At 63.7% G+C, this 26,572-nt stretch carries 24 protein-coding genes and 1 tRNA gene; 15 read left to right on the plus strand and 10 right to left on the minus strand.

Annotated features, from left to right (window positions below; all coding sequences use genetic code 11):
- Positions 1–144 precede the first annotated feature (144 nt).
- Positions 145–1,416, minus strand: a complete 1,272-nt coding sequence (locus tag AC0NIE_RS05025; protein WP_473485998.1) for an ABC transporter substrate-binding protein — start codon at positions 1,414–1,416, stop codon at positions 145–147.
- Positions 1,417–1,522: 106 nt separating this feature from the next.
- On the opposite strand from AC0NIE_RS05025, the gene AC0NIE_RS05030 reads away from it, so the two are divergent.
- Together AC0NIE_RS05030 and AC0NIE_RS05035 are read left to right on the plus strand one after the other, a co-directional pair.
- Positions 1,523–2,392: a helix-turn-helix domain-containing protein gene (locus AC0NIE_RS05030; RefSeq protein ID WP_473485997.1), complete on the plus strand. Its 870-nt coding sequence runs from the start codon at positions 1,523–1,525 to the stop codon at positions 2,390–2,392.
- A gap of 110 nt (positions 2,393–2,502) precedes the next feature.
- Complete coding sequence (locus tag AC0NIE_RS05035; RefSeq protein ID WP_473485996.1) at positions 2,503–3,312, plus strand: FkbM family methyltransferase; 810 nt, start codon at positions 2,503–2,505, stop codon at positions 3,310–3,312.
- A gap of 360 nt (positions 3,313–3,672) precedes the next feature.
- On the opposite strand, the gene AC0NIE_RS05040 is transcribed toward AC0NIE_RS05035, so the two are convergent.
- The gene (locus tag AC0NIE_RS05040) at positions 3,673–4,035 is read right to left on the minus strand and encodes a hypothetical protein (RefSeq protein ID WP_473485995.1); all 363 of its coding nucleotides are present in this window, start codon (positions 4,033–4,035) and stop codon (positions 3,673–3,675) included.
- 313 nt (positions 4,036–4,348) lie between these two features.
- Positions 4,349–4,423, minus strand: a tRNA-Gly gene (locus AC0NIE_RS05045).
- 230 nt (positions 4,424–4,653) lie between these two features.
- On the opposite strand from AC0NIE_RS05045, the gene AC0NIE_RS05050 reads away from it, so the two are divergent.
- The 4 genes from AC0NIE_RS05050 (at position 4,654) to AC0NIE_RS05065 (ending at position 7,530) form a co-directional block, all read left to right on the plus strand.
- Positions 4,654–5,151, plus strand: coding sequence for a prolyl-tRNA synthetase associated domain-containing protein (locus tag AC0NIE_RS05050; protein WP_473485994.1), 498 nt, complete (start codon positions 4,654–4,656; stop codon positions 5,149–5,151).
- 93 nt (positions 5,152–5,244) lie between these two features.
- A complete protein-coding gene (gene trxA, locus AC0NIE_RS05055; RefSeq protein ID WP_473485993.1) occupies positions 5,245–6,231 on the plus strand; it encodes a thioredoxin in 987 nt (328 codons plus the stop codon).
- Positions 6,232–6,385: 154 nt separating this feature from the next.
- Positions 6,386–7,057 carry an LON peptidase substrate-binding domain-containing protein gene (locus AC0NIE_RS05060; RefSeq protein WP_095495673.1) on the plus strand — a complete coding sequence of 224 codons (672 nt, stop codon included), beginning with the start codon at positions 6,386–6,388 and terminating at the stop codon, positions 7,055–7,057.
- Between the two features lie 233 nt (positions 7,058–7,290).
- Positions 7,291–7,530, plus strand: a complete 240-nt coding sequence (locus AC0NIE_RS05065; RefSeq protein WP_473485992.1) for a Trm112 family protein — start codon at positions 7,291–7,293, stop codon at positions 7,528–7,530.
- Between the two features lie 12 nt (positions 7,531–7,542).
- Here the strand turns inward: AC0NIE_RS05065 and AC0NIE_RS05070 are convergent, their stop codons facing one another.
- The 3 genes from AC0NIE_RS05070 to AC0NIE_RS05080 are packed head-to-tail and all read right to left on the minus strand — an operon-like array spanning position 7,543 to position 13,314.
- The gene (locus tag AC0NIE_RS05070; RefSeq protein WP_473485991.1) at positions 7,543–10,866 is read right to left on the minus strand and encodes an error-prone DNA polymerase; all 3,324 of its coding nucleotides are present in this window, start codon (positions 10,864–10,866) and stop codon (positions 7,543–7,545) included.
- Entirely contained in the window at positions 10,863–12,338 is a 1,476-nt protein-coding gene (locus AC0NIE_RS05075; RefSeq protein WP_473485990.1) for a DUF6504 family protein, read from the minus strand. Before AC0NIE_RS05075 ends, AC0NIE_RS05070 begins: the two co-directional genes overlap by 4 nt.
- Complete coding sequence (locus tag AC0NIE_RS05080; RefSeq protein WP_473485989.1) at positions 12,280–13,314, minus strand: ImuA family protein; 1,035 nt, start codon at positions 13,312–13,314, stop codon at positions 12,280–12,282. The genes AC0NIE_RS05075 and AC0NIE_RS05080 overlap by 59 nt, the downstream gene beginning before the upstream one ends.
- A gap of 174 nt (positions 13,315–13,488) precedes the next feature.
- On the opposite strand from AC0NIE_RS05080, the gene AC0NIE_RS05085 reads away from it, so the two are divergent.
- The gene (locus tag AC0NIE_RS05085; protein ID WP_095495668.1) at positions 13,489–13,911 is read left to right on the plus strand and encodes a metallopeptidase family protein; all 423 of its coding nucleotides are present in this window, start codon (positions 13,489–13,491) and stop codon (positions 13,909–13,911) included.
- Positions 13,912–14,102: 191 nt separating this feature from the next.
- On the opposite strand, the gene AC0NIE_RS05090 is transcribed toward AC0NIE_RS05085, so the two are convergent.
- A complete protein-coding gene (locus AC0NIE_RS05090) occupies positions 14,103–14,309 on the minus strand; it encodes a DUF1737 domain-containing protein (RefSeq protein WP_095495667.1) in 207 nt (68 codons plus the stop codon).
- 26 nt (positions 14,310–14,335) lie between these two features.
- Positions 14,336–15,208 carry an HpcH/HpaI aldolase/citrate lyase family protein gene (locus AC0NIE_RS05095; protein WP_473485988.1) on the minus strand — a complete coding sequence of 291 codons (873 nt, stop codon included), beginning with the start codon at positions 15,206–15,208 and terminating at the stop codon, positions 14,336–14,338.
- 292 nt (positions 15,209–15,500) lie between these two features.
- On the opposite strand from AC0NIE_RS05095, the gene AC0NIE_RS05100 reads away from it, so the two are divergent.
- From AC0NIE_RS05100 to AC0NIE_RS05115, 4 genes are all read left to right on the plus strand, one after another.
- Positions 15,501–17,033 carry a DUF4153 domain-containing protein gene (locus tag AC0NIE_RS05100; RefSeq protein WP_473485987.1) on the plus strand — a complete coding sequence of 511 codons (1,533 nt, stop codon included), beginning with the start codon at positions 15,501–15,503 and terminating at the stop codon, positions 17,031–17,033.
- Between the two features lie 3 nt (positions 17,034–17,036).
- Positions 17,037–17,732 (plus strand): response regulator, encoded by a 696-nt coding sequence (locus AC0NIE_RS05105; RefSeq protein WP_473485986.1) that lies wholly within the window; start codon positions 17,037–17,039, stop codon positions 17,730–17,732.
- A gap of 59 nt (positions 17,733–17,791) precedes the next feature.
- Positions 17,792–19,288 (plus strand): ATP-binding protein, encoded by a 1,497-nt coding sequence (locus tag AC0NIE_RS05110; protein WP_473486018.1) that lies wholly within the window; start codon positions 17,792–17,794, stop codon positions 19,286–19,288.
- A 62-nt stretch (positions 19,289–19,350) separates the two neighbouring features.
- Positions 19,351–20,517 carry an NAD(P)/FAD-dependent oxidoreductase gene (locus tag AC0NIE_RS05115; RefSeq protein WP_473485985.1) on the plus strand — a complete coding sequence of 389 codons (1,167 nt, stop codon included), beginning with the start codon at positions 19,351–19,353 and terminating at the stop codon, positions 20,515–20,517.
- Between the two features lie 116 nt (positions 20,518–20,633).
- Here AC0NIE_RS05115 and AC0NIE_RS05120 read toward each other — a convergent pair whose 3' ends face one another.
- Positions 20,634–21,059: a GNAT family N-acetyltransferase gene (locus AC0NIE_RS05120; protein ID WP_473485984.1), complete on the minus strand. Its 426-nt coding sequence runs from the start codon at positions 21,057–21,059 to the stop codon at positions 20,634–20,636.
- Between the two features lie 153 nt (positions 21,060–21,212).
- Between AC0NIE_RS05120 and leuD the strand changes: the two genes are divergently transcribed.
- Together leuD and AC0NIE_RS05130 are read left to right on the plus strand one after the other, a co-directional pair.
- Complete coding sequence (gene leuD / locus AC0NIE_RS05125) at positions 21,213–21,818, plus strand: 3-isopropylmalate dehydratase small subunit (RefSeq protein WP_123148747.1); 606 nt, start codon at positions 21,213–21,215, stop codon at positions 21,816–21,818.
- Between the two features lie 60 nt (positions 21,819–21,878).
- Entirely contained in the window at positions 21,879–22,808 is a 930-nt protein-coding gene (locus AC0NIE_RS05130) for a hypothetical protein (protein ID WP_473485983.1), read from the plus strand.
- A gap of 222 nt (positions 22,809–23,030) precedes the next feature.
- Here AC0NIE_RS05130 and AC0NIE_RS05135 read toward each other — a convergent pair whose 3' ends face one another.
- Positions 23,031–23,825: a lytic murein transglycosylase gene (locus AC0NIE_RS05135; RefSeq protein ID WP_473485982.1), complete on the minus strand. Its 795-nt coding sequence runs from the start codon at positions 23,823–23,825 to the stop codon at positions 23,031–23,033.
- Positions 23,826–24,090: 265 nt separating this feature from the next.
- Here AC0NIE_RS05135 and AC0NIE_RS05140 point away from each other — a divergent pair, with 265 nt between their 5' ends.
- Both AC0NIE_RS05140 and AC0NIE_RS05145 read left to right on the plus strand, forming a co-directional pair.
- Positions 24,091–25,338 (plus strand): flavin monoamine oxidase family protein, encoded by a 1,248-nt coding sequence (locus AC0NIE_RS05140; protein WP_473485981.1) that lies wholly within the window; start codon positions 24,091–24,093, stop codon positions 25,336–25,338.
- A 99-nt stretch (positions 25,339–25,437) separates the two neighbouring features.
- Positions 25,438–26,532 carry a zinc-binding metallopeptidase family protein gene (locus tag AC0NIE_RS05145; RefSeq protein WP_473485980.1) on the plus strand — a complete coding sequence of 365 codons (1,095 nt, stop codon included), beginning with the start codon at positions 25,438–25,440 and terminating at the stop codon, positions 26,530–26,532.
- Positions 26,533–26,572: the final 40 nt, after the last annotated feature.

Raw genomic sequence — 26,572 nt, forward strand, 5'->3', positions numbered from 1 at the left:
TGGGAGAAGGTGGATTGGCGCGCAGAGCCAAGACGGTTGAGGGGTGCTGGACGGAATGCCGTCCTGCCAAGCTGGAACACCCCTCATCCGTCGCCTTCGGCGACACCTTCTCCCACAAGGGGAGAAGGGAGAGCGGCGCTCAGCTCACTCTTCGACCGGCAGGCCGGTCGCCGAGGCGATCTGGCTTGCGGCATCGTCGAGCGCCGCCTTGGCATCGGGATAGCCGCCGCCCAGATATTTGGTCTGCACCGCGCGGACGATGATTTCCGCGTCGCTCTGGAACGGCGTGCCGCGGCTGGGGACGACCTTGGGCAAGGTGCCGAGAATATCCTTCCACACCGCCTGGCCGCCCCAATAGGGCTGGCCTTCGGAGACATAGGGGTCATCGAGGGCCGAGATCAGCGACGGCACGAGGCCAAAACCCTTCAGCATCGCTATCTGGCCCTCATTGGTCGCAAGCGAGTATTTCAGGTAGGCGTAGGCGGCCTCCTTGTTGTTGGACACCGAGGTGATGGCGAGCGAGGAGCCGCCGAGATTGGCGGCGCGCGGGCCATCGGCGGTGAGGCTCGGCATCAGATAGACGCCCCACTTGCCGCTCCCGTCGGGCGACTCGGTGCGTATGGTGCCCTCATACCAGCCGCCATACATCTGGCTGGCGACAGTACCGGCGGTGTTGTTGGTGATCTTGGTGCTCCAGTCGGCCGAGGTGATGATGCCGGCGTCATTCATCTCCTTGATCTTGGTCATCGACGCCACACAGGCCGGCTGATTGACGGTGATCGACTGCCCATCGGCGGCGAAATAGGCGCAGCCCTGCTCGTTGGCGATCATGCGGAAGAATTCGGAGTCGCCGTTGAAATCTGCATTGGTCATCTTCACACCAGGATTGGCCTCCTGGATCTTCTTGCCGGCGGCAATGAAATCGTCCCAGGTCTTGATCGAGGTTGGATCGACGCCGGCCTTCTCGTAGAAATCGCGGCGGTAGAACATCGCCACCGGGCCGGAATCCCATGGCATCGCATAGGCCTTGTCTTCCACTTCGAGTTCGGTGCGCTTGAAGTCGGGGAATTTCGCCTGGTCTTCGGCCGTATAGCCGAGCGTATGGAGGTCGACGAAGCAGTCCGGGAACTGGCTCCAGTAGTTCTCGGCCTCGCCGTTCTCGATCGTCACGATGTCAGGCAGCCCCTCGCCGCCGGCGGCGCAGCCTGCAATCGACTTGTCGTACGTCGGGTTGTTGCCGAGATCCTGGACCGTGACCTTGATATCGGGGAACTGCTTGTTGAAACCTTCTATGGTGGCCTTCAGCGACGAAGCGGCGACGTTCCAGCTCCAGATCGTGATTTCGCCGGATTGCGCAAAGGCCGGGGCAGAGCCCAGGGCAAGCGCGAGCGCGGCGCAGGTCAGTATGGTGCGCATTGAAATCCTCCCATTTCATTTGCTCTCTCATCGCGAGCGTGCCTAGACTAGGCACTGGGGAAGGCTTGTCCGCGACAAAAGGAATAAAAAATTGGCGGAAAGTAAGATGCCGGAAAGGCCGTTTTATCAGCCTGGCGCTAGCAGCGTGGAGGGTCTGCCGCTGCTGCTGCAGATGTTTCACACCCAGCCTCTGGTGATGCTGAAGCCGCATTGGCATGCCCAGGTCGAGGTGAATTTCATCGTCCGCGGCGCCGTGCACTACCGCATGGATGAGCACGAGATCTCGCTTTCGGCCGGCGACATGTGCCTGTTCTGGGGCGGCCTGCCGCACCAGATGGACGATGCGTCGGAGGACGCCGTCTATGCCGGCGCGCATCTGCCGCTGGTGCACTTCTTCCGGCTGCACCTGCCCGCGGACGTCCGCAACCGGCTGATGACGGGCGCGACATTGGTGACCAATGCCACCGACCGGTCCGACAGCGACAATTTCGAGCGCTGGAACCGCTACGTCCGGTCAGGCGATCCGGGCAAAGCCGAGCACGCCGTCAACGAACTGCTGCTGCGGCTGGAGCGGGTGCGCTTCGAACCTTACCGGCTGGTACCCGAAACTCCGATCGAGCAGGAAACAGGCAGCCCCTTCGATCAGCAATCCCTGCGCAATGTCGGGCGCATGTGCGACTTCATCGCGGAGAATTTCCTATACGACATCGACTGCGTGGACATCGCGGCGGCGGCCGACATCCATCCCAAATACGCCATGAGCATTTTTAAGAAATCGACCGGCATGACGCTCAACGAATATGTCAACCTGTTGCGGCTCAGCTACGCGCAGGCGCTGCTGATGCATCAGGACGCCAACGTGCTGCGCGTCGCCATGGACTCCGGCTTCGGCTCGCTCAGCGCCTTCAACAAGTCGTTCCGCAAACTGGCCGGCATGTCGCCTTCGGATTTTCGCAGAGGTGCAGGCGCCAGATAGTCCCAGTGAATCAGATAGTCCAAGTCAAATAGAGCCACGCCGGTCGATGCCGGCGCTACAACGCCCTGCGCCGGTTGAAATGCCGTCACGGGTTGAGCTATCAGCAGCGGATGAGGCTCAAAGAATTTTTTTACCTGCTTGGATTGAAGCCAAGAACACGCGTTTACGGCCACTCGATACAGGTCATCGATCTCCCGAAAGACGGGAAGATTGAATTCGCTCGATGGAAGAACCCGCGCGGGGCAGATCTCGATCTCGCCCAGGGCGAGGTCGATGATCTCCGGACGTTCCTGAGCGATGGCGACGTGGCGATCGATGTTGGCGCCCAGGTCGGCGACAGCACGGTACCGATAGCGCTCGCCTGCGGACCGCAGGGCCTGGTCCTCGCTTTCGAGCCGAACCCTTATACCTTCACGATCCTCGGCGCCAATGCCGCGCTCAATCCTTCCCGATTGAACATTTTTCCGATTCCCTACGCGGCAACGCCGGAAGATGGGTCGTTCGTCTTCGACTACGGCAACCCGGAGTTCGAGAACGGCGGCGACCACACCGGGGTGTCGCGGTGGCAGCACGGCAGCGCTTTCAGTATCCCGGTCGAGGGGCGGCGGATCGAACCGTTGATCCGTGCCCGGCTTGGCCAGCGCATCAAGCGCCTGCGCTACATCAAGACCGACGTGGAGTCGCACGACCTGTCGGTTTTGATCTCGATCGGCGCGCTGATCGACGAATGCCGGCCCTACATCAAGTCCGAGGTCAATCACAATCTTTCGGTGGACGAGCGGCTGCGGATGCACCGGTTCTTTGCCGACAAGGGCTACGACGTCCACCTGGCTGGGCCGACAACGCTATTCGGTCCGAAGCTCAACGAAAACGACCTCGGCAGCAGGAAGAATTTCGACATGTTCGCGGTTCCCCGCTAACGCCGCCGGTCCTTCCAGTGCGTCGCCTTGGAGGACGGTAGAGGCAGGCGCTGCGCCTCAGGTCAGCATATCCCCGCCGAGCCTGCCCGCCTCGCGAAGCCGCCTTCCGAGCCCGGCACCAAAACGGCCGCGGTTGGGGCCAGTTGAGCGCCCACGCAAAAACGCACCACCGGCCGAAGCCGGTGGCGCTCTCTGGATCAGTCTGTAGGGGCAGGACCGTCCAGGGATCCCTGAGGATCGGGCTCAAATGTCGGCTCTTCCTTGACCCAGGGCATCGGCCGAACAGATGAAAGAGCCCGCCAACGGGCTAAGAATCTCGATGGTGCGGTGCGCCGCCGCGCAGCGGACGGATTTGCAATTCTATTCGGCTGCGTCAGGAATTTCGCCGGAGGTGTCGTCGGAAGACTCTACCGGGTCATCCGCGGCCGTTCTTGCCAGGAACTTGTCCAAGGCTGCCTGCAAGGACAGGGTGGCCTGCGGCGAGGCCGGCGTCGTCGAAACGACAGCCATCGCATGGGCAATTCCCCGAGTGGACTTATCCCTGGCCGCCGCAGACGTTGCGGCTCCGTGTCCCTGCGATCCGGCCGCGGCCGAGTTGCCGCCGTTGCCGTTGCTTGCTCCGTTACCCTTCCCGCCGCCATTGCCGCCGGGGCCGGCGAGGACTGGAGACGCGATAAGGGCGAGAGCGGCGACCGTTGCGAACAGACTGGTTCGAGTTTTCATAATTCCTCCTTCGAGCCGCCCTCCCGCCAGGATGATTCCGGACTATAAATATGAGGACTCTCTAATATGATGGTCCACTGCTTAGCCAGTTTGGTTTAAATGCACCTGTCCGCAAGGGACCTTGGTCCGAAATTGAAAGGCAAAGGTCCTAACTCTATTGGGGGTATTCCGAGCGGCGAACAAAGCGCCTGCAGGCCACAGGCAGCCGGCAAGCGACAAACTCGCTTCGTCTGCTGGGTGATGCCGTGCTGCCCAAAAACGAAAAAGCCGCGGCGAACCGCGGCTTTTCGATGCTTGATTCCCCTTGGGAAATTGGAGCGGGTGAAGCGATTCGAACGCTCGACCCCAACCTTGGCAAGGTTGTGCTCTACCCCTGAGCTACACCCGCTCGCGCGGCTTTTGGGCCGCAAGCCGCGCCTATATGGCTGAAGGGCGCGGCGATTGCAACAGGGAAATCGCAGGTTTTTTGGCCGCACCGGCGACGTAAACGAGCCTTCCCTAGCGCGGATAGGAACGCAATCGGCAGCCTTGCTGCGCAACGGCCTTGTCTCGGCCGCGTCATTGGCCGTAAACGGCATGATCCAAACCGCGACAACAAGAAGTCCCACAAGAAACAACATGCCGAAAACCGAAGCCGAGCTTTTCGCCTTTCTCGCCGATCTCGGGATCGAGGTCTCGACCTTGCGTCATCCGCCGCTGTTCACGGTCGCCGATTCGCAGGCGCTGCGTGGAGAAATTGCCGGCGGGCACACCAAGAATCTTTTCCTCAAGGACAAGAAAGACAATTTCTTCCTGGTCAGCGTCGGCGAGGAGGCGGTGGTCGATCTCAAGCAGATCCACAATGTCATCGGCGCCGCCGGGCGCGTGTCCTTCGGCAAGCCGGAGATGCTGATGGAGCTTCTCGGCGTCGTTCCGGGGGCGGTCACGGTGTTCGGCTTGATCAACGATACGGAGTTGCGGGTCAAGGTCGTTCTCGACCAGGAGTTGATGAGCCATTCGGTCATCAATGCCCATCCGCTGACCAATGAGGCAACGACATCGATCGCCGCCGCCGCCCTCGTCAAATTCGTCGAGGCAACCGGGCATGATGCTGTTATCTTGAAAGTCACAGCATGATCGCCACATGGATGACGATAAACCGACTTCCGACTGGGGATAAGGACGTTGCGCCGGGTCGGTGGCCGGCGGCGCGACCGAAAGGATGACGAGATGAGCGACAACAATCCATTTGGCAGCAGTGGCGGACAGTATGCCACCTCGGTGCAGTATGGCGGCACTGACGCCACCCCCGCGAAAGTCGCGCTTGGCGAGCCGCCTGTCGCCGTCGACGTCATCAAGGATACCACGACCGCCACATTTGCCGCCGACGTCATCCACGAATCGCGCCGTCAGCCGGTGCTGGTCGATTTCTGGGCGCCATGGTGCGGACCCTGCAAGCAACTGACGCCGCTGCTGGAAAAGGCGGTCACGGCCGCCGGCGGCAAGGTCAAGCTGGTCAAGATGAACATCGACGACCATCCTTCGATCGCCGGACAGCTCGGCATCCAGTCGATACCGGCAGTCATCGCCTTCAAGGACGGCCAGCCGGTCGACGGCTTCATGGGCGCCATTCCCGAGAGCCAGATCGCCGCGTTCATCCAGAAGGTCGGCGGCAAGAACAACGGTGCGCCGCAGGTGGCCGAGGCACTTGCCGCGGCCGCAGAGGCGCGCGCCGCCGGCGATGTGCAGACCGCGGCGGACATCTACGACGCGATCCTGGAACAGGCGCCGGAGACAATCGAGGCCATTGCCGGGCTGGGCGATCTGCTGTTCGAGGCCGGCGATGCCGAGGGCGCCGAAGCCGTGCTGGCGCGGGCGCCGGAAGCAAAAAAGGATGCGCCGCCGCTCGCCGCGCTGCGCGCCAAGATGGCGCTTGCCGCGCAGGCACAAGCACTTGGCAATCCGGCCGAGCTCGAGCGGCGCCTGGCTGAGAACCCCGGGGACCACCAAGCACGGTTCGATCTTGCCATGATCCAGAACGCCAACGGCGAGCGCATGGCCGCTGCCGACAATTTGCTGGCGATCGTCAAAGCCGATCGCTCGTGGAACGACGACGGCGCCAAGACGCAATTGCTGCAGTTCTTCGAGGCATGGGGCATGACCGACGAAGCAACGTTGGCGGCGCGGCGCAAATTGTCGTCGCTGCTGTTCTCCTGAGCGCGCATCAAGCTGTTTTTGCTTGATGGCCTTGCGGTCGGCGGCGGCTGCGCCAGATTAGGGCGAGAGATCAGGCCGTCGGTTCTCTCGCTTGTGCCGATCGGGGAGGATCGGGATTTGATGCGCTTCTTGAGGAAGCGAGCGGAGGTTCGAAGTGCAGGCGGGAAACGCGCATTACCGGCTCGATACGGATTTGCCGTCGACGGTGCCGATCTTCCCGCTTGAAGGCGCATTGCTGTTGCCGGGTGGCCGCATGCCGCTCAACATTTTTGAGCCGCGCTATCTGGAGATGGTGGATGAGGCCATCGCCGGATCGCGGCTGATCGGCGTCATACAGCCCAGCCTCGACGGCGCGCGGCGTGCCGACGGCGAACCGGAGCTTTGCAACGTCGGCTGCGCCGGACGCATTATCGCGCTTTCCGAGAGCGGCGACGGCCGTTACCTGATTTCGCTGCAAGGTGTGTGCCGGTTCCGCATCGTGCAGGAACTCGCGGTCAAGACGCCCTTCCGCCAGTGCCGGTTTGCGCCCTTTCTCACCGATCTCGACGAAGATCAGGCAGAGGCCGGGATCGACCGGCCGGCGCTGCTCAAGGCGTTTCGCGCCTATTTGCAGGCCAACGATCTTGAAGCCGACTGGGAAAGCGTCAGCCGCGCCGAAAATGCCATGCTGGTCAATGCGCTATCGATGATGGCTCCCTACGGGCCGGCCGAGAAACAGGCGCTGCTCGAAGCGGCGGATTTGAAGACACGCGCCGAAACGCTGATCGCCATCACCGAAATGGCGCTGGCACGCGAAAACGAGGATTTCGGGTCGAGTCTGCAATAGGCAAGGTAGAAGGACGCAGGGATTAGCCCAATTGCGGAAGTCGGCGCCGCCCCTCATCCCCCTGCCGGGACCTTCTCCCCGTATAGTGACGGGGAGAAGGGGCTGGTGGCGGGGCTCGGCACCCGTCCTGCAACGCTGGTGATTGGCGAAACCGCTGATGGCAGCGTCAACGCCCGAAGACTGAGGGCGAACGCGAAAGCTGAAGTGATTGCCCCAAAGAAGGACAGACCAAAATGGTGGATGGGCGTGACGGAACGAAGGCCAATGTCGACCCGAAACTGCTGGAATTGCTGGCCTGCCCGCTGACCAAGGGCCCGCTTACCTGGGATCCGGAGCGCAACGAGCTCATCTCGAGGGTCGCACGGCTTGCCTATCCGGTGCGTGACGGCATCCCGATCATGCTGCCTTCGGAGGCGCGCGCGATCCCCTTCGAGGAAGGATTGCCCCCGCCGCGCCTGGGCGGACCGTCCTGAACGGTGTAAGGCCTATTGAAAATTGCGCCCCTTGGGCAGCACCTTCTCCGCCTTTCCCGACAGCGCCGCGAGATCCCGCTGGACCGGCGCGGCTTGTGGAGAACGTGCGTCTGCCGGACGCTCATTGACAGGCTGGCCGGTACCGGCCTCCTCCAAAAGCACGGACAGCCAGGGCGTCAGATCCTCGACCTTCTCGGCAACGATATGGATGACGTCCGATTCCGACTGCAGTTTGCCGGTGACACGGACCAGCCGCGCGCCCATGACAATGGGCCGGTAGCGGTTGAAGGTTCTTTCCCAGAAAATGACGTTGGCGACGGCCTGCTCGTCTTCCAGCGTCAGGAAAATCGCTTTGGCGTTACCCGGTCGCTGCCGCACCAAAACAAGGCCGGCGACCGAAACGCGCTTGCCGTCCCGAACCTGGCCGAGGCGCGCATTGGGCGTGACGCCGGAACGGTCCAGCCGCTGGCGCAGAAAGGCCAACGGATGCGCCTTCAGCGACAGGCCGAGCGAACGGTAGTCGTGGATGACATGCTCGCCGAGCGGCATTGTCGGCAGCCTGGTCTCGGGCTCGAGATCGCGCAAGCGGATCCCCGGCCGGTCGAACAGCGGCAGGGTCTCGGCGGCACTCCTGCCGTCGAGCGCGCGGACCGCCCATAGGGCGTCGCGGCGGTCGAGGCCGAGCGAACGGAAAGCGTCGGCTTGCGCCAGCTTCTCGATCTCGTCGACATAGAGGCCTGAGCGAAGCCAGACATCGCGAACGGTTGCGTAGCCGTCGCCGCGTCTGGCGACAAACACCTCCATGCGCTCCTTCGACAGGCCCTTGACCTGGCGGAAACCCAGCCGGACGGCATGATTGGTCCGGATGACGCCGCGCATCTGGGCATGGCGGTCGAGGACGCAGGCCGGGTCGAAAGGCGCTTCCTCCAATGCGCAGTCCCAACCGGAAAAATTGACGTCAACCTCGCGGATTTCGACGCCGTGGTCGCGCGCGTCGCGGACAAGCTGAGCCGGCTGATAGAATCCCATCGGCTGGGAATTCAGGATCGCGGCGCAGAACACATCGGGATAGAAGGTCTTGAACCAGCAGGAGGCATAGACCAGCAGGGCGAAGGAGGCGGCATGGCTTTCGGGAAAGCCGTATTCGCCGAACCCCTCGATCTGCTTGAAGCAGCGCTCGGCGAAGTCCTTTTCGTAACCCCGCAAAACCATGCCGTCGACCATCCGCTTGTGATAATTGCCGATCGTGCCGGTGCGCTTGAAAGTGGCCATGGCGCGGCGCAGTTCATCGGCCTCGCCCGGCCTGAAGCCGCCGGCGACGATGGCGATCTTCATCGCCTGTTCCTGGAACAGCGGCACGCCCAGCGTCCTGCCGAGTATCTCTTCCAGCTCCGGCTTGGGATATTCGGGCTTTTCCTTGCCTTGCCGGCGGCGCAGATAGGGGTGGACCATGTCGCCCTGGATTGGGCCCGGCCGCACGATCGCCACCTCGATGACGAGGTCATAAAAGGTGCGTGGCCTGAGGCGCGGCAGCATCGACATCTGGGCGCGGGATTCGATCTGGAAGACGCCGATCGTGTCGGCGCGGCAGATCATGTCGTAGACATGTTTGTCCTCGGCAGGGAGGGTGGCCAGCACATAGGGCTGGCCATAGTCATCCCGCGCATCGGGATAATGATCCTGGAGCAGGGTGAAGGCGCGCTGCAGGCAGGTCAGCATGCCGAGGGCCAACACGTCGACCTTGAGGATTTTCACCGCGTCGAGATCGTCCTTGTCCCACTCGACCATCTTGCGCTCGTCCATCGCCGTCTTGATGATGGGCACGATCTCGTCGAGCCGATCCCTGGTGATGACGAAGCCGCCGACATGCTGCGACAGATGACGGGGAAAGCCCATGATCTCGTTGGCGCATTCGATAACCTGCCTTGTCACTGGATCGGTCTGATCGAGGCCGCCGGCCCTGGTTTCCTTTTCGCCGAGCTCCGAGGTCGACCAACCCCAGATCGAGCTGGACAGCGCACTCCTGACATCGTCCGACAGGCCCATCGCCTTGGCCACTTCGCGCATCGCCGACCGGCCCCGGTAGCTGACGACGGCCGCGGCAAGCGCGGTACGCTTGGCGCTGTATTTCGAGTAGATGTACTGGATGACCTCTTCGCGCTTTTCATGCTCGAAATCGACATCGATGTCGGGTGGCTCGTTTCTTTCCTCGGAAATGAAGCGCTCGAAAAGCGAATCGATCCGCTCAGGCCCCACTTCGGTGATGCCGATGCAATAGCAGACCACCGAGTTGGCCGCGGAGCCGCGTCCCTGGCAAAGTATGCCCTGGCTGCGGGCAAATTTGACGATGTCGTAGACAGTCAGGAAATAGCGCGCGTAGTTCAGGCGCTCGATCAAAGCGAGCTCCTCTCGGATGCGCTTCGTCACATCGGCGGGAACGCCTGAGGGATATCGTATCGCCGCTCCCTCTCGAGCCAGCCGTTCCAGTTCGGCCTGTGGCCCGAGGCCGGATTCCGTCGGTTCGTCGGGATAGTTGTATTGGAGGTCACTGAGAGAGAAGCTCAATTCTCCGGCAAAGCGCAGCGTTTCCGCCAGTGCCTGCGGATGCCTGCGGAAAAGCCGTGCCATCTCCATTGGCGGCTTCAAATGGCGCTCGGCATTGGCCGCCAGTTCCAGACCCGCTTCGGCAACAGGTACGTTGAGGCGGATCGCCGTCAGCACGTCCTGCAACCGGCGCCGTTCGGACGTATGGTAGAGAACGTCATTGGTCGCCATCAGCGGAATACCAGATAGCTCAGCCATGGCAGCCGCCTGCTCGATCCGGAAGCGGTCGTTGCCATGATAATCCGGCGAAACGGCAAGTCGCAAAGCCCTGCCGAAGCGATCTTTGAGCCGGCTAAGCAGTTCAAGAGGATATTGTGCCGGCGCCGACAGATCCGGCAGAATCGCAAGCGACATGCGGTCGCCCCATTCGAAAAGGTCGTCGCGATAGAGGAGCGGTGCGCCCTTTTCGCTTTCGTCGCGCATATTGGCTTGCGTCAGCATGCGGCACAGATGGCCCCAGCCCTTGCGGTCCTGCGGGTAGGCGAGAACGTCGGGCGTGCCGTCGCAAAAAACCAGGCGGCAGCCGGGATGATAGGAAAGACCTTCCACCTTGGCCTGCTGCCAGGCGCGCACGACGCCGGCCACCGTGTTGCGGTCGGCAAGCCCGATCGACGAAAATCCCAGGAACTTTGCCGCGATCACCAGCTCCTCCGGTTTCGAGGCGCCGCGCAGGAACGAGAAATTCGACTGGATGCGGAATTCGGCATAGGGGATGACCGTCAGCGCGTTCATGCGAAGACCCCATGCATGAACCAGCGCGGCGCGGCGTGCGAGGCGCCGTAGAGACCCTGGCGGTAGAGCCAGTAACGGCGGCCGTCGCTATCCTCGATGCGGAAATAATCCCGGGTCGCTTCCTGCCCCGGTGCTTCCCGCCACCATTCCGGGGCGATGCGTTCGGGCCCTTCGGCGCGCGCGACCCGGTATAGCGCGCGCCGCCAGCGGAAGTTCATCGGCGGTCCCTCCGGCATTTCGGTGGCCGGCACCTCGATCGGTTCGGGCGAACGGAACAGCCGGATCGGCCGTTCGGGCCGAAAGACAGGCTTGGAGGAAGTGTCTTGTATCTTGCCCGGCTTCTTCGGCGGAGAGACCCTTTGCGGCGCCTCCGCATAGGGAAGCATGGCGACGGCGCGCTCCGGCAGATGACTCTCGACGGCGACCGGTTTCAAAACCGCGCTGTCGCCGAGCCGGGCGCGGATGCGGTCGGCGAAAAGGGCGATGTCGGCGCCGTCATCGCTCGTCTCTCCGGTCAAGTCGGCCTGCTGCATGTCGAAGGCCGCGGCCGACAGGACCGAGAGGCGCACGAGATCGAAGCCATAGCCGGCATCGATGTCCTGTTCGAGCGCGGCAAGCCTTTCGTGAAACAATTTCTGGATCAGCAGCGGCTCGCGCAACGGCCGCGAGGTGCCGACGGCGATGCGGCTGACGGCGCCGTCGACGCGGAAAAGCAGCAGCGCCAGCCTTCTTGCGCCCTCGCCGCGGCGCTCGAGGTCCGCCTTCAAAGTCGTCGCCAGCATTTTCACCAGCCGCTCTATTTCGTCGGTCAGCATGATGGGTTCTGCGAGATGGCGTTCGACCGAAAGCGGCGCCACCGGCAGGCGCGGCGACACCGCCTCGTCGAGGCGGCCGAGCGCCTGGTCGAGGCGCAAAAGCAGCGAGACACCGAAGCGGCGGGCGAGCGGCGCGCGCGGTGCTGCCATGACGGCGCCCGCCGTGCGCAGGCCGACGCTTTCCAGGCTGGCGCGGATATCAGGCTCGATGCGCAGCGCCGCCAGCGGCAAAGGTGCGAGAAGCGCTTCCTCCTCGCCACCGGGGACGATGCGGTCACTGGCAAACCGCGCCGCCGCCCAGGCTGCACCAGGTGTGGCGGCAAGGCCGGCGCGGACATCGAAACCCTGATGGAAAAAGCGCGACAGGATGTCGTCCAGCATCGACCGTTCGCCGCCGAAAAGATGGGTGCAGCCGGTGACGTCGAGGAACAGGCCATCGGCTGCGTCGAGCGCCACCAGCGGGGTGTAGCGGTCGCACCAGTCGGCAAGGCTTTCGAGCAGGCGGCGGTCGGCCTCGGGATCGGCTTCCACCACGTCGACCGAGGGGTGCATGGCGCGCGCGTCGGCTATGCCCATGCCGCGCTTCAGGTGAAGCGCCTCAGCCCGCTCGTCGAGGGCGGCGATGCGCTGCGCGTTCCCCTGGCGATGGCTGATCACCAGGGGCAGGTGATCCGACGGCCGGGAACGCCAGGACCGCCCCAGACGCTGCCGCAGGATCCTTTCCGCGGCGAGATGCGGAAACCACAGGGACAGGATTCGCTGCCCGTTCTTCCCCGGTCCTTCTTTCCTCGAAACTGCGTTCATCGGGGTTCCACTCCAGTGTGAATTGTCCTGGCAAGGCCGTGCGGCTCTTGCCGATGCTGACGGTGAAGGCGGGGCGGCCGATCGAGCCGGCGAGCGGCCCGGCGATCGTCTCGCGTGGTGCCGACGGCGCCGCCGACAGGACGAGGCGGACGGGTGCCGCCGTCGGCTCGGATTCGCCGGCCTGGCGCAGCAGGAACACCGGCCGGCCGGCATTCTGTGCCCGGGCGTGCAGCCGCCGCGTCGCGGTGAGGTCCAGCCGCTGCGGACTGCCGCGGATTTCGAGGATGACGGCGGCGAGCGCTGTCATCCGGGCGGCCTCCTCGGCGGTCCACAGCGCATCGAGGAGCCTTGGCGCCTCGGAAAACAGCAATTGCTCCAGCTCGATGCCGAAAAGGGCGTGAAGCCCCCTGGCATAGGGAAAGCCGGCCTCCCGGAAGATTTCCGCGGTGCCGATCCACAGGACCGGCAGTCGCGGCTCCTGTTTGAGGATCAGGCTGACGAGCGACAGGGCGAAGCCGGCGACGGCCCCGGCATCGCGGGTCGCGGCGCCATGGATCTCGCTCAGCGCCGCCTTCGGCAGGCCGCCGCCGAGCGCAGTATCGAGAGCTTCGGCGCCGGTGCGCAGAAACGCATCGGGCGGCGCCACGGCGAGGCCGCGGCGGACGATTGTCAGATCGTGGGGCGTGACATCAGCTGTTGGATTCCGGGGCGCATCAACGGGGGCTGCGCCGGCCGGCGCCTCCAGGCGCTCGGGCAGCGTTCCCTCGATCTTCGCGATCTGGCGGCGCAGGGCAAAAACAGTCTCCCGCGCCACGGCGCTTGTCGCCATGACGGTCAGCTTCCACTCACAATTGTTCCTGTTATGTTCTCTAGGATTCCAGAGGGCGACCGAAGAGTCAAGCGGAGTCTTGGGGAATTTATTCCTGTCCTCGCGTAGGCGGCAACCCGCCCATTTGCCGAGCCCGGCTCGAAAGCCTATATGCCGGGATCGGAAGGACAAAGCATGGCCCGCATCTACAAGACCCGCACCTGGCACGACCAGCTTTCGCCGTCGATGGAGGAAATGGAGTTCCTGGCGCTGGAGGCTTACGCCCATCTGCCGGAGGAGTTTCGCAAGCTGACCGGCGAGATCGTCATCCAGATCGCCGAATTTCCGACCGACGAGATCATGGACGATCTGTCGCTGGAAACGCCTTTCGACCTGCTCGGCCTGTTCGAGGGGCGCGGCATTGCCGAGCGCTGGAATCCGCAGACCGGCGAGGGGCCGAACCGCGTCACGCTCTACCGCCGCGCCATCCTCGACTACTGGGCCGAGAACGAGGAGACGCTGGGCGACATCGTCACCCATGTGCTGATCCACGAGATCGGCCACCATTTCGGCCTGTCGGACGACGATATGGAGCGGATCGAAGAGGCGGCGGAGTAGGCTGTGTTGATATTCAGGTGATGCCGGCCTGCGAACGGCAGTTCCCTGCGCTTCCGGTGCTCACGTACCCAAAAGTACGCTCCGCTCCGGTTCTCGGGAAACCACCCAGTCTGGTCGCTTCGCGCCCGTCTTCGACTCCGGCGCGGCCTGACCTGAATCTCAACACACCCTGCGTCGGAGCTTTGCAAAATCTACCAGTCGCTGAGCTTGGTGTTGGGCCCGTATTCCTGACCCTCGATATCCTTTACCACGGCCTGGCCGCAGCGCATGGCCTTGGCCTCCATGTCGTAGGAATAGGTCGGCGAGCCGAACAGGTGCCAGCCCTTGTTCAGCGCTGCCGTCACCTTGTGGCAGAAGCTGGAATCGTCCGGACCGGACAGAAAGCGGTAGAGTTTCATTTTTCATTCCTGTCGTGAGTTGCCAATCATGCCCCGATGGCGGCCGCCTTCGCCAGCAGTTTTTCGGCCTGCGCCAGATGCAGCCGTTCGACCATTTTTCCATTCAGCGCGATGACACCCTTGCCGGCATTTTCGGCAAGCGCGAAGGCATCTTTTACCGAGCGTGCCTCGGCCACCGCTTCGGCAGATGGCGCGAAGGCCCGGTTCGCGGCATCGATTTGAGCCGGGTGGATCAGCGACTTGCCGTCGAACCCCATGGCGGCCGCTTCCCCGCATTCGCGCGCAAAAGCGTCCAGATCGCGAAAATCATTGAAGACACCATCGAGCAGGTCGAGGCCGCCGGCGCGCGCGGCGAGCACCATCTGCATCAGCCACGGTGTGAGGTAGCGCCGGTCGGCGAGAGTGCCGGTCTCCTTGACCAGATCGTTCGTTCCGGCAACGAAACAAACCAGCCGCGAGCCCGGATCGCGGCCAAGCTCGGCGATCGGTCCGATGTTGAGCAGAGCCTTGGGCGTTTCGATCATCGCCCATAGTTTCACCTCGTCGGGTCCGAAATTGTCGTCGAGGACGTCGCCGGCTTCCAGAACGTCGCGCGGTGTGTCGACCTTGGGCAGCAGGATGGCGTCGGGCTCGCAGCGTGCCGCAGCCAGCAAATCGTCGGCGCCCCATTCGCTGGAGAGCGGGTTGATGCGCACGGCCATCTCGCAGCGCCGGCCGGGGCGACTGGCGAAGATGCCGGCCAGTTTTTCCCGCGCGGAGACCTTGTCGGCCGGGGCGACGGCATCTTCGAGATCGATGATGACAGCATCGCAGGCCAGCGACGAGATCTTGGCCAGAGCCTTGTCGTTCGAGGCCGGGACGTAAAGCACCGAGCGGCGCGGGCGATAGGTTTCAGTCATCTCAGATCTATGCCGCCTGCGGCCGGTCGAGGCAAGCGGTCTTCACCTGCATAAAAACTGCACAAAAGTCCCGAAAATTTCCTCGGATCCGCCCCGCCGCCTGCATTTCGATCGGCGACATACGCCGCATGCAAGAGCGAGAAAAGCCCCGTTGGTCCCTGCCGTACCGCCTCCGCAATGACGGTTGGTGGCTCGTCGATCCACCCCGGCCGCACGGTTCGGCGACCCTCTTCCCCTTCATCCGCAAATCTCCGCCCCCCGGCCGGATCAAAGCCGCTGAGAAAATCCGATCATGACATCGTTGCTTACGGCCGCGCCGAGCTATTGCGCGCGATTCGGCGTTGCCGTCCTGCTTGCCGCGCTGGCGGATTTCTTCTTCTATGGGCAGCCCGTCGGCATCACGTTTTTCCTGTTCGGCATCACGCTTGCCGCCGCAGCCGCGGCCATCCAGCCGTCGGCGCTCAGCGCCCGCGGCCTGTGGTCCGCTGCCTTGCTTGTCGGGCTGCTGCCGCTTATCGAAAATGTCAGTGCGCTGTCGGTCGCGATCGGGCTTGCGGCGACGGCCGTCTTTGCGCTTTCGCTGGTCGGCCGGCTGCGGCGCGGCGCTGCCCGCATTGCCGGCCAGGTCGCGCTGTTCCTGCTCGCAGCACCCTTCCGGTTCGTCCACGATTTCTTCCGCTGGCGCAAGGCGGCACGGCGGTTCGGTCGGCGGCGTATCCACCTGGCGGCGATCGCCGTCTGGATCATGCCGCTGACCCTGGGCGCAGTGTTTCTCGCGCTGTTCGGCGCCGCCAATCCGGTCATCGAATACTGGTTGTCGCTGATCGATCTCCTCGCACTGCTCGACTTCATCGAGCTGCCGCGGCTGGCCTTCTGGCTGTTCGCGCTTGCCGGCGTCTGGGTCTTTCTGCGCCCGCGGCTGCCGCGCCTTTTGCGCCGCATTGCGCATCTTGCGTTGCCTATCCCCCTCGGGGTGACGACCACAAGAGCCGCCGCCAAGCCGGTCGAGGACATCGTCTTCGGCAAGGCCGCCATTCTTCGTGCGCTGGTCGTCTTCAACATCCTGTTCGCGGTGCAGACCGCACTCGACGCCACCTATCTGTGGGGCGGCATCGCCCTTCCCGACGGGCTGACCTATGCCGCCTATGCACATCGCGGCGCCTATCCCTTGATCGTCACCGCCCTGCTGGCCGCGGGTTTCGTGCTGGCGGCGTTGCGGCCGGGCAGCACGACCTCCGGCGATCCGTTCATCCGCCGGCTGGTCTATGTCTGGGTGGCGCAGAACATCGTTCTGGTCGTCTCCTCAATCCTGCGGCTCGACCTCTATATCGGCATCTATGCGCTGACCTACTGGCGCGTCGCCGCCTTTGTCTGGATGGGGCTGGTGGCGGCGGGCCTCGCCCTGATCATCGCCCGCATCGCGCTCGGAAAATCCAATGAATGGCTGCTTTCCGCCAATCTTCTGACGCTATCGGCGACGCTTTATGCCTGCTCGTTCATCAACTTTGCCGCACTGATCGCCAACTACAATGTCGACCGTTCGTACGAGATGAGAGGTCCCGGCACCCGCCTCGATATACGTTATGCCCGCTCGCTCGGCCCCGACGCGCTGCCCGCCCTCGACCGCTTCTTCGACCAACAAAAGAAGACATTCCTCACCGATCTCCGAGACCCAGCCGACGCCGTGACCGAAGCCCACTACCGCGCCGAGCAAAGAAACTGGCGCGCGTGGAGCTTTCGCGACTGGCGGCTTCTGCGCTACCTCGACAGGAGAGGGTCGCTCGTGGTTCCTGACGGATACGAATCTCACGCGCCGGGTCCCTGATTGATGCCGTATAACATCCTAGTCGCCGACGACGATCCGCACATCCGCGAAATCATCTGCTTCGCGCTCGAAAAGGCCGGCATGAAAACGGTTGCAGTAGCCGACGGCGCCGGCGCATTGCAGGCGATCGAACGCCGCGCGCCCGATCTTGTCGTGCTCGACATCGGCATGCCGGAGATGGACGGGCTGGAGGTCTGCCGGCGGCTGCGGCACACATCCGATGTGCCGGTGCTGTTCCTGTCCGCGCGTGATGAAGAAATCGACCGCATCCTCGGGCTCGAAATGGGTGGCGACGACTATGTCACCAAGCCTTTCAGCCCGCGCGAACTGGTCGCCCGCGTCAATGTCATCTTGCGGCGCGCTCGCCCGACAAAGGCCGAACAGGCCGACGACAGGCAATTCTCGCACGGCAGACTGGCTTTGCTGCCGGCCAGCCACGCCGCCAGCTTCGACGGCAGGCCGCTGGTGCTGACCTCGATCGAATTCGCCATCCTGAAAGGGTTTCTGGAACGCCCGGCGCATGTGCTTGACCGCGACATGGTGATGGCCAGTGCTTATGCCGCTAACATCCATGTCGCCGACCGCACCGTCGACAGCCATATCCGCAACATCCGCGCCAAGCTGGCGGCGGCCGGCTGCACGGATGCGATCGAGACCGTGCATGGCGTCGGCTTCCGGCTGGGCAGGTGCGGCGCGTGACGGCGCAGAAATGGCGGCCGCGCCTCGCCACGGTCGTTGTTGCCATCCTGATCATGGTGATGGCGCTGCCGCTGGTCGGCCTGTTCTTCTTCCGGCTCTACGAGAACCAGCTGATCCGCCAGACCGAGGCCGAGCTGATTGCGCAAGGTGCCGCCCTTGGCGCCATCTATGCGCAAGACGTCCGCGCCGCGGGCATCCCGGCCGAGAGGTTCGGCGCGGCCGTGCCTGCCGACAGAGACAATCCGGACTCTCCCTACCGGCCGATCGAGCCAAGCCTCGATCTCGCCTCCGACAGGGTTCTGGCGACACGGCCTGCGGCGACGGCCGCCACCGTCGATCCCGCCTTCACGGCGATCGGCGCTCGCCTGTCGGGCATTCTTGCCGAGACGCAGAAAACCACGCTTGCCGGCTTCCGGCTGCTCGACCCAAAAGGCGTCGTCATCGCCGGACGCGAAGAGGTCGGCCTGTCGCTCGGCGCCGTCGGCGAGGTTCGCGCAGCACTTGCCGGCCGCTATGCCAGCGCGCTCCGGCAGAGGGTTCCGAACCAGCCGTCACCATCGCTCTATTCGGTCAGCCGCGGCACGAGAGTCCGCGTCTTCGTCGCCATGCCGGTCGCGGTCGACGGCAAGGTCGCCGGCGTGGTCTATCTGTCGCGAACGCCGAACAACATCGTCAAGCATCTCTATAGCGAGCGCGGCAAGGTGGTGCTGGCGGCGATCGCCGTCCTCGGCGGTACGCTGCTCATCGGCCTGATCTTCCTGCGCACCGTCAGCCGGCCGATCTACGCGCTGATGGAACGGACAAAGCGCATCGCTGCTGGCGACCGCGAAGCCATCAGGCCGCTCGATCATCACGGCACGCGCGAGATGGCAGCGCTTTCCGACGCCTTCCTCGACATGGCCGAAAAGCTGCATGCGCGGTCGGACAGCATCCAGACCTTCGCCACCCATGTCTCGCACGAGCTCAAATCGCCGCTGACGGCGATCCAGGGTGCGGCCGAATTGCTGCGCGATTCGGGTAGCGCAATGGACGAGGCCGAGCGGCGGCGCTTTTCCAACAACATCGTCACCGATGCGGGGCGGCTCAATTTGCTGGTGCGCCGTCTGCTCGACCTGGCGCGCGCCGAAAATCTTGCGCCCAGCGGCGAAAGCACGTCGGTTGGCGCCGCGCTGGCACTGCTGCTGGCCGAGGACAGGCTGGCGGTGCGCGTCGAGGCGGGCGGCGATATCGGTCTGCGCATCTCGGCCGAGAATGCAGCCATCGTGCTCGCCAATCTCATCGACAATTCGGCCCGCTATGGCGCGACGCTCGTTTCGATCACGGCGGCGAGCGCGGACGGCAAGGCGACGATCCTGGTGAGCGACGACGGCGCCGGCATTTCGCCCAGCAACCGGGGGCGGATCTTCGAGCCGTTCTTCACCACGCGCCGCGATTCAGACGGCACCGGCATGGGCCTCGGCATCGTGCTGGCCCTCCTGAAAGCGCATGATGGCACGATCCGGCTGGTTGACTCCGAGCGCGGCACGCGCTTCGAGATCATCCTGCCGGCTGTGTGAATTGGAGCCTGATCCGAAAACCGGCTTTCGGCATCATGCTCTGGAACTGGAGAATCGAAAAAGTGCGCTACGACGTCGTCATCATCGGTGGAGCCATCGTCGGCTCCTCGATCGCCTATTATCTGCGCGAGGAAGGCTTTTCGGGCTCGATCGCGCTGGTCGAGCGCGACCCGCAATTCGCCCATGCGGCAACGACGCTGTCCTGCGCTTCGATCCGCCAGCAGTTTTCGATTCCCGAAAACATCCGCCTGTCACAGTTCACGTTGAAACTGTTCCGGCGACTGACGGAAGAATTCGGGGCCGACGCCGATATCGGCTTTCGCGAAGGCGGCTATCTCATCCTTGCCGGCGAGAACGGGTTGCCTATCCTCAAGGCCAACCACGAGACGCAGTTGGCCGAGGGCGCCGACATCGTGCTTGAGGATGCGGAGGCGCTCGTCCGCCGGTTTCCGTGGCTGTCGACGGAGGGCATCACCGCCGGCGCCTACGGCCGCACGGGCGAGGGCTGGTTCGACGCGCATGCCATGCTGATGCTGTTCCGCAAGGCCCTGCGGGACAAAAACATCGATTTCATCACCGCTGATGTGACCGGTATCGAACGGCAGGGCGACCGCGTCACCGGGGTAAACCTCGACAACGGCGAGCGGCTCGACGCCGGCATCGTCGCCAACGCCGCCGGGCCAAATGCCGGCAAGGTTTCCGCAATGGCCGGACTGGCGCTGCCGGTGGAGCCGCGCAAGCGCAATGTCTTCATCTTCGAGGCGCGCGAGAAATATGATGACATGCCGCTGCTGGTCGATCCCTCAGGTATCTATGTCAGGCCGGAAGGCTCGGTCTATATCACCGGCGGTGCCGAGCCGGAAGAGGACGACGGCCCTGCCGATCCCAGCGATTTCGAGCCCGACTGGCCGCTGTTCGAAGAGGTGATCTGGCCGGTGCTGGCGACCCGCATTCCCGCCTTCGAGGCGATCAAGCCGACGCGCGCCTGGGCCGGCCATTACGACTACAACACGCTCGACCAGAACGCGGTGATCGGCCCGCATCCGCAGGTCAGGAATTTTCTCTTCGCCAACGGTTTTTCCGGCCACGGCCTGCAGCAGGCGCCGGCCGTCGGCAAGGCGCTGGCCGAGCTGATCGTGCATGGCGGCTACCGCACGGTGGACTGCTCGGCGTTGGGGTATGAGCGCGTCGCCGAGGGGCGGGCTTTCAGGGAATTGAATGTGATCTAGCCAAGAAGGACTGGCGCCGCGACGATCCTTTAGATGCTGGAGGGACAGCGCCCGGACAGCGCCCCCTCTGTCCGGCAGGACAGAGGGGGGCGCGAAGGATCGCGACAGGCGAGCCGTCAGCGCTCGCGGCCGAACCAGAACGCGTCGGCCATGCGCGCCATGCCGATCCGTTCGTAGAAGCCGACGGCGTCGGGCACGGAAATCAGTGAGATGGCGACGGACGGCCCGAGCTGCCGCCGCGCTTCGTCAAGCAGGCCCTTGCCGACGCCGAGCCCCTGCGCCGATTTGCAAACGGCGAGCTCGGAAATATAGCATACCCACGAGAAGTCGGTGATGCCTCGGGCGAGGCCAATCAGCGGCTTGCCAGGCGCATCGAGGCGCGCCGTCAACACCAGATCTGCATTGGCAAGCATCGCCTTCAGACGAACGTCGTCATCGATGGGCCGAGTGACACCGAGGCCGGATTCCACCAGCACGCGGCGGAACTCGGCTGCGTCGAGGGTCGGTTCGCTGGCGTAGAGGACTTTGGGACGTGTTGTCATGCCGGCCAAGGTGCACCATAGGGGGGCAACTTTGAAGCGGCCTGTGCTCCAGGACCAGGGCCAGCCCAAAACAGCCGCCTTTTATTTGCCCGCAGCTTTGTGTAAACCGGGCGCCAACACATCCCCGCAGCGAAAAGAAGACGGGCAAAGACCATGGAAAAATTCACCAAGCTCACCGGCGTTGCCGCGCCGATGCCGATCGTCAATGTCGATACCGACATGATCATCCCCAAGGATTATCTCAAGACGATCAAGCGCACCGGGCTCGGCAGCGGGCTGTTCGCCGAAATGCGCTACAAGGACGACGGTTCGGAAAATCCGGACTTCGTGCTCAACAAGCCGGCCTATCGCAAGGCGCAGATCCTGGTCGCCGGCGACAATTTCGGCTGCGGCTCTTCGCGCGAGCACGCGCCGTGGGCGCTGCTCGATTTCGGCATCCGTTGCGTCATCTCGACCTCGTTCGCCGACATTTTCTACAACAACTGCTTCAAGAACGGCATCCTGCCGATCACCGTCAGCCCCGAGGATCTGGAGAAGCTGATGGACGACGCCTCGCGCGGTTCCAACGCAACGGTGTCGGTCGACCTCGAAGCCAAGGAAATCCGCGGACCGGACGGCGGCGTGGTCAAGTTCGACCTCGACGACTTCAAGCGGCACTGCCTGCTCAACGGGCTCGACGATATCGGCCTGACCATGGAGAAGGCCGACGCTATCGCCTCGTTCGAGAAGAAGAACGCCGCTGAGCGCCCCTGGGCCTGAGCGGTACGATGACCCGGCCGCGACAGGCCGGGTTCGTGGCGGCTGAACTGAGGGACAGTCATGACACGTTCGCTTCTTGCCGGCGCCTGCGCGCTGGCGTGGATTCTGATGCCGGTGGCTGGCGCGCATGCACAGACCGACATGGTGCTCGTGCCGGCTGACAATGCGTCCGGCCGGGCCGCCGACCTGGGCGCGTCGAGCAATGCGGCCCTAGCCGACGATGACAGCCAAGCACCGGTCCCGTTCGAGAGTGGGCAGCTGACCATCACCCAGCAGGAAGAGTATGGCGAGAAGGTGCTGGCCTATGACGGCAAGCAGCTGGCCAGCAATTACAAGGTGTCCTTCGACAAGATCGTCAAGGTCGGCGGGGTCAACGTCGCGCTGGTCGATGTCGGCGATGGCGGCAACCAGTGCGGCCCGGCCACGGTGATCGTCTGGAAGCCAGAAGGCGGCACCATCCAGAGCATCACGGTCGAGCAGGATGAATGCGGCGCACCGCCGGCTGCGATCTCCGACAGCGCCATCTATTTCGTGCCCTATCTGCTGCCGGGCGTTTCCAAGCCGGCGCTGCAATGGTCGCCGACGGACGGGCTGACGATTTCCGGCAATCTCACCTATATGCCGGAGCCCGGCACTGACTGGAAAGACGTCGATCCGTCGAAATACGACAACATCGTCGCCGCTTTCCACAACGAGGCCGTCTACAGGCTGGCCGAGACGCTGCTCGGCAAGGAGATGCCCGAGATGGCGACCAGCCTGCTGGTCGGCGGCGGCACCGAGAAAACCGCCTCGGGCGCCTTCTATGCCAGCGGCTGCGTGCCGCACAATTGCGGTGGCAATGACGGCTTCATGGCGGTCGACCCGGCCAACCACAAGCTCTATTTCGCCCGCCGGGGCGACAAGCCCGAGCCGGACGCGTGGCCAGCTGTGAACACGTGGCCCGCCGAGGTCAGGGAAGCGATGGACAAGGCGCTCGGCTCGCCGAATTAGCTTCTCTGCTTCGCGCCTTCGTTCCCGAGGCGGGGCCGAGCGGCGGCAGTCGTAACCCTAAAGCGCGTTGCGTCTGAAAGGATTCACGCAACGCGCTTTAAGTTCTTGTTTTTATGCATTTCGCTGTCCCAAAACCGCTGCGCACTTTTGGGCGACATGCATTAGAGCATCAACAAAAAGGCCCGGCGCATGGCCGGGTTTTCCGTCGAATAGAGATTTCCATCAGTCGCCATCGATCGCCGTGGCCATGCGGGCGATGGCCTGTTGATAGACGCTCGCGGAATTCCAGCCAGCAATTGCGCCCATATTCGCCTGCGCGCTCCCGCCGGCCCGCCAACCATGACCCTTGAGGAAGTTGGCGGTGGAAGCCAACGCAGTGCTCTTGTCGCGCAGATTTTTGTTGCCGACTCCATACTTCAAAACATTTCCGGGCAGGAACTGCGTGTGGCCAATCTCGCCATGCGCGGCACCGACCGACGACGCGCTCAACGCGCCGCGATCAACCAGCTTCAGGGCTGCAATGGCATGCGGATAAAAGAACTCCGGGCGGCGGCAATCATAGGCAAGCGTTAAAATGGCAGAGACCGTATTCTGGTTGCCCATGGAGGAACCGAAGCCGGTCTCCATGCCCCAGATGGCGAGCAACACACCCGGCGACACGCCGTAGGTTCCCTCGATCTTGTCGAACAGCGCCGCGTTCGACTTCTTCAGCGAACGGCCCTTGGAAATGATGGTGGATGCGCCACGGCGCTTCATGAAAGCTTCCACCGAGCCGCTGAAAGCCTTGTGGATAGCGCGGTCGGCGGCGATCGTCCTTTTTGCGTAGGTCGCGTTAGCCAGTGCGGCCAGACCCTTCGAGCCTACACCGTTGGCACTAGCCTCCGAGGCGAACTCAGCCTTCCACGCTTCGAAGCCCGCGCCAGTATTGCCGCACTGGGCGGCCTGTGCAGCTGTTGCCGCCGCAAGCATCATCGATGCTGCCGCCGCTAAAATCTTTCCCTTGGCAAAAAATGCCATGTTTCTCTCCTGGTTGCCTGGATCTTGTCCCAAATACGAATTTGCCAGCGAAACGCCCGCTTGTCACCGTTGGAGCGACGTGCGCCCAGTTGGACGCAGTACGCTCCAACACTTTACAATCAGCGCATCGTGCTTTCCGACAATCGAAACCGATTTTCGAGCCGCCGCGCTAAGAAGTCGTTTACGCATCGCCACCGCAGCGCTGGCGAATGCCGGAGAACTTGCTTACGATCAAGCAATTATTGTGGCGGGGGCTAGAATATTCATGGAAGACGTTGACGTCGTGGTCATCGGCGCCGGTTCGGCGGGACTTTCCGCCGCCAAGACCCTGCGTGCGGCCGGCCTTTCCTTCAAGCTGCTCGAAGCGATGAACCGTATCGGCGGCCGCGCCTGGACCAGCGATCAGCATTTCGGCGTTCCTTTCGACATCGGCTGCGCCTGGCTGCACGCGGCCGACCGCAATCCCTATTTTGCCGAGGCGCAAGCCGCCCGCTGGACGCTTCATCATCACGACATGAATGTCGACCATCTCTATTATCGCAACCGAAAGGCGAGCGAGGACGAAGAGGCAGCAATGAAGGCGGCCGATATCAGGCTGTTCGAGCTGCTGGCGGCGCATGAGGTCAAGCCCGGCGACGACGACCGTCTTTCGGCGTTGCTCGCCAGGGGCCATGCGCCGCGCGCCGCCGCCACCTTTGCCGGACCGATGGACTTCGGTGCCGACGAGGACGAGATATCGATCCGCGACTTTCAGGCCGCCGCCGATCTCGAGCCGAACTATTTCACCAAGGAGGGGTTCGGCGCGCTGGTCGCCCGTTTCGGCGTCGACGTGCCGGTCGAGCTGTCGACGCCGGTGCGGAAAATCCTCTGGGACGTGCCCGGCGTCGCCTGCGTCACCGATCGCGGCACCATCCGCGCCAAGGCGGCCATCGTCACCGCCTCGCCGGCGGTGCTCGCCTTCGAGGAGGTCGAATTCGCGCCGGCGCTGCCCGACACGCATTTCGCTGCCTTCTTCGACCTGCCGATGGGCATGCTGACCAAGCTGCCGGTTGAAATCACGGGCACAAGGCTCGGGCTGGCGCCCTTCGACGACCTGCTGATCGAGCGGCTGGCCAGGCACGACATCTACTTCCTTTGCTTTCCCTTCGACCTCGACCTGATGGTCGGCTTCGTCGGCGGCGATTTTGCCTGGGAGATGTCGGCGGCGGGCGAGGCGGCAGGCGTCGACTTCGTCGTCGACCGGCTGTGCGCCATCTTCGGCGGTGACGTGCGAAAACATGTCGGGCGCGCCATGATGACCAATTGGGGCGGCGAGCGGTTCGTGCGCGGCGCCTATGCGGCGGCCCGACCCGGCCGTTCGCAGGCGCGCGCCACGCTGATGCAGCCGGTGGCGGAAAAAATCTTCTTCGCCGGCGAGCATCTGGCCGGTCCGCTGATGCAAACCTGCGGCGGCGCCAGGCTATCGGGCGAGGCGGTGGCGAGAACGGTCGCCGCCCAGCTTGCGGCAAAATAGCAACGGCAGGAACGCCGGCCGCCGACAGGCGTTTGGGCGATATGCCGCTCCGCACTATATCCGGGCTGATGATTTGAGACCTGGTGATTTGAGATTGGTATGAAGCTCTTCGATTGCCCGCATTGCGGCCACCGCCTCTATTTCGAGAACGCCCAGTGCCTGAACTGCGCCAGCTCCGTGCTCTACGATCCCGGGCATGCGCGCTTCGTGTTGTCAGGCGCCGGCGGCGTTTTCCAGTGCACCAATGCCGACGAGTGCGCCTGCAACTGGATGGCTGAACCTGGCCATGCCTTCTGCCGCGCCTGCGTGCTGAACCAGTTGATCCCGGACCTTTCGGTCGAGGGCAACCGCCGTCGCTGGATCCGCGTCGAAGCGGCAAAGAAGCGGGCAATCTATTCGCTGCTCGCCGCCGGACTGCCGGTCGCACCCAAGCAGAACGCCGGCGACGAGGCCGGCCTCGCCTTCGACTTCCTCGCCGATCCGATCGGCGGTCCGGGTGGCGAGCGTATCCTGACCGGCCATGACAACGGCCTGATCACACTCAATGTCGCCGAGGCGGACTCGGCCGAGCGCGAAAGACGGCGCGTCGAGATGGGCGAGAACTACCGCACTTTGCTCGGCCATTTCCGCCACGAGCTCGGCCACTATTTCTGGGACCGCCTGATCCGCGACGACCCGCAACGGCTTGCCGCCTTCCGTGCATTGTTCGGCGACGAGCGCACCGATTATGAGCAGGCGCTGAAGGCCTACCATGCCAATGGCGCGCCGCCCGATTGGCAGCAGGACCACATTTCCGCCTATGCCACGTCCCATCCCTGGGAGGACTGGGCTGAGACATGGGCACACCATCTGCACATCACCGATACGCTGGAGATGGTGCATGCGCTGAATTTCCCGCTCGGCCGGCTGGAAACCGTGGAGGCCAATGACCTGTCGCGGGACGACACCGGCGGCGAGCTGCAACCGGCGCCGTCGGAACCTGCCGCCGTTCCCGAACCGTTCGAAAAGATCCTGGCCCGCTGGCTGGTGCTGTCGGAAGCGTCGAACTCGATCAACCGCTGCATGGGCCTGCCGGACCTCTATCCCTTCGTCATCTCGGAGCTGACGGCACAGAAGCTGGCCTTCGTCCATGAACTCCTGACTGGTGTAGTGAAAGAAACCGGAACAAAACGTGAGCCGGCCGAGGCGTTTTAGCCGGAACGCATGAGGCCTTGCTTCGTTTTCGTTCGCGAGG

It is taken from the genome of Mesorhizobium sp. WSM4842 (genome assembly GCF_055901575.1).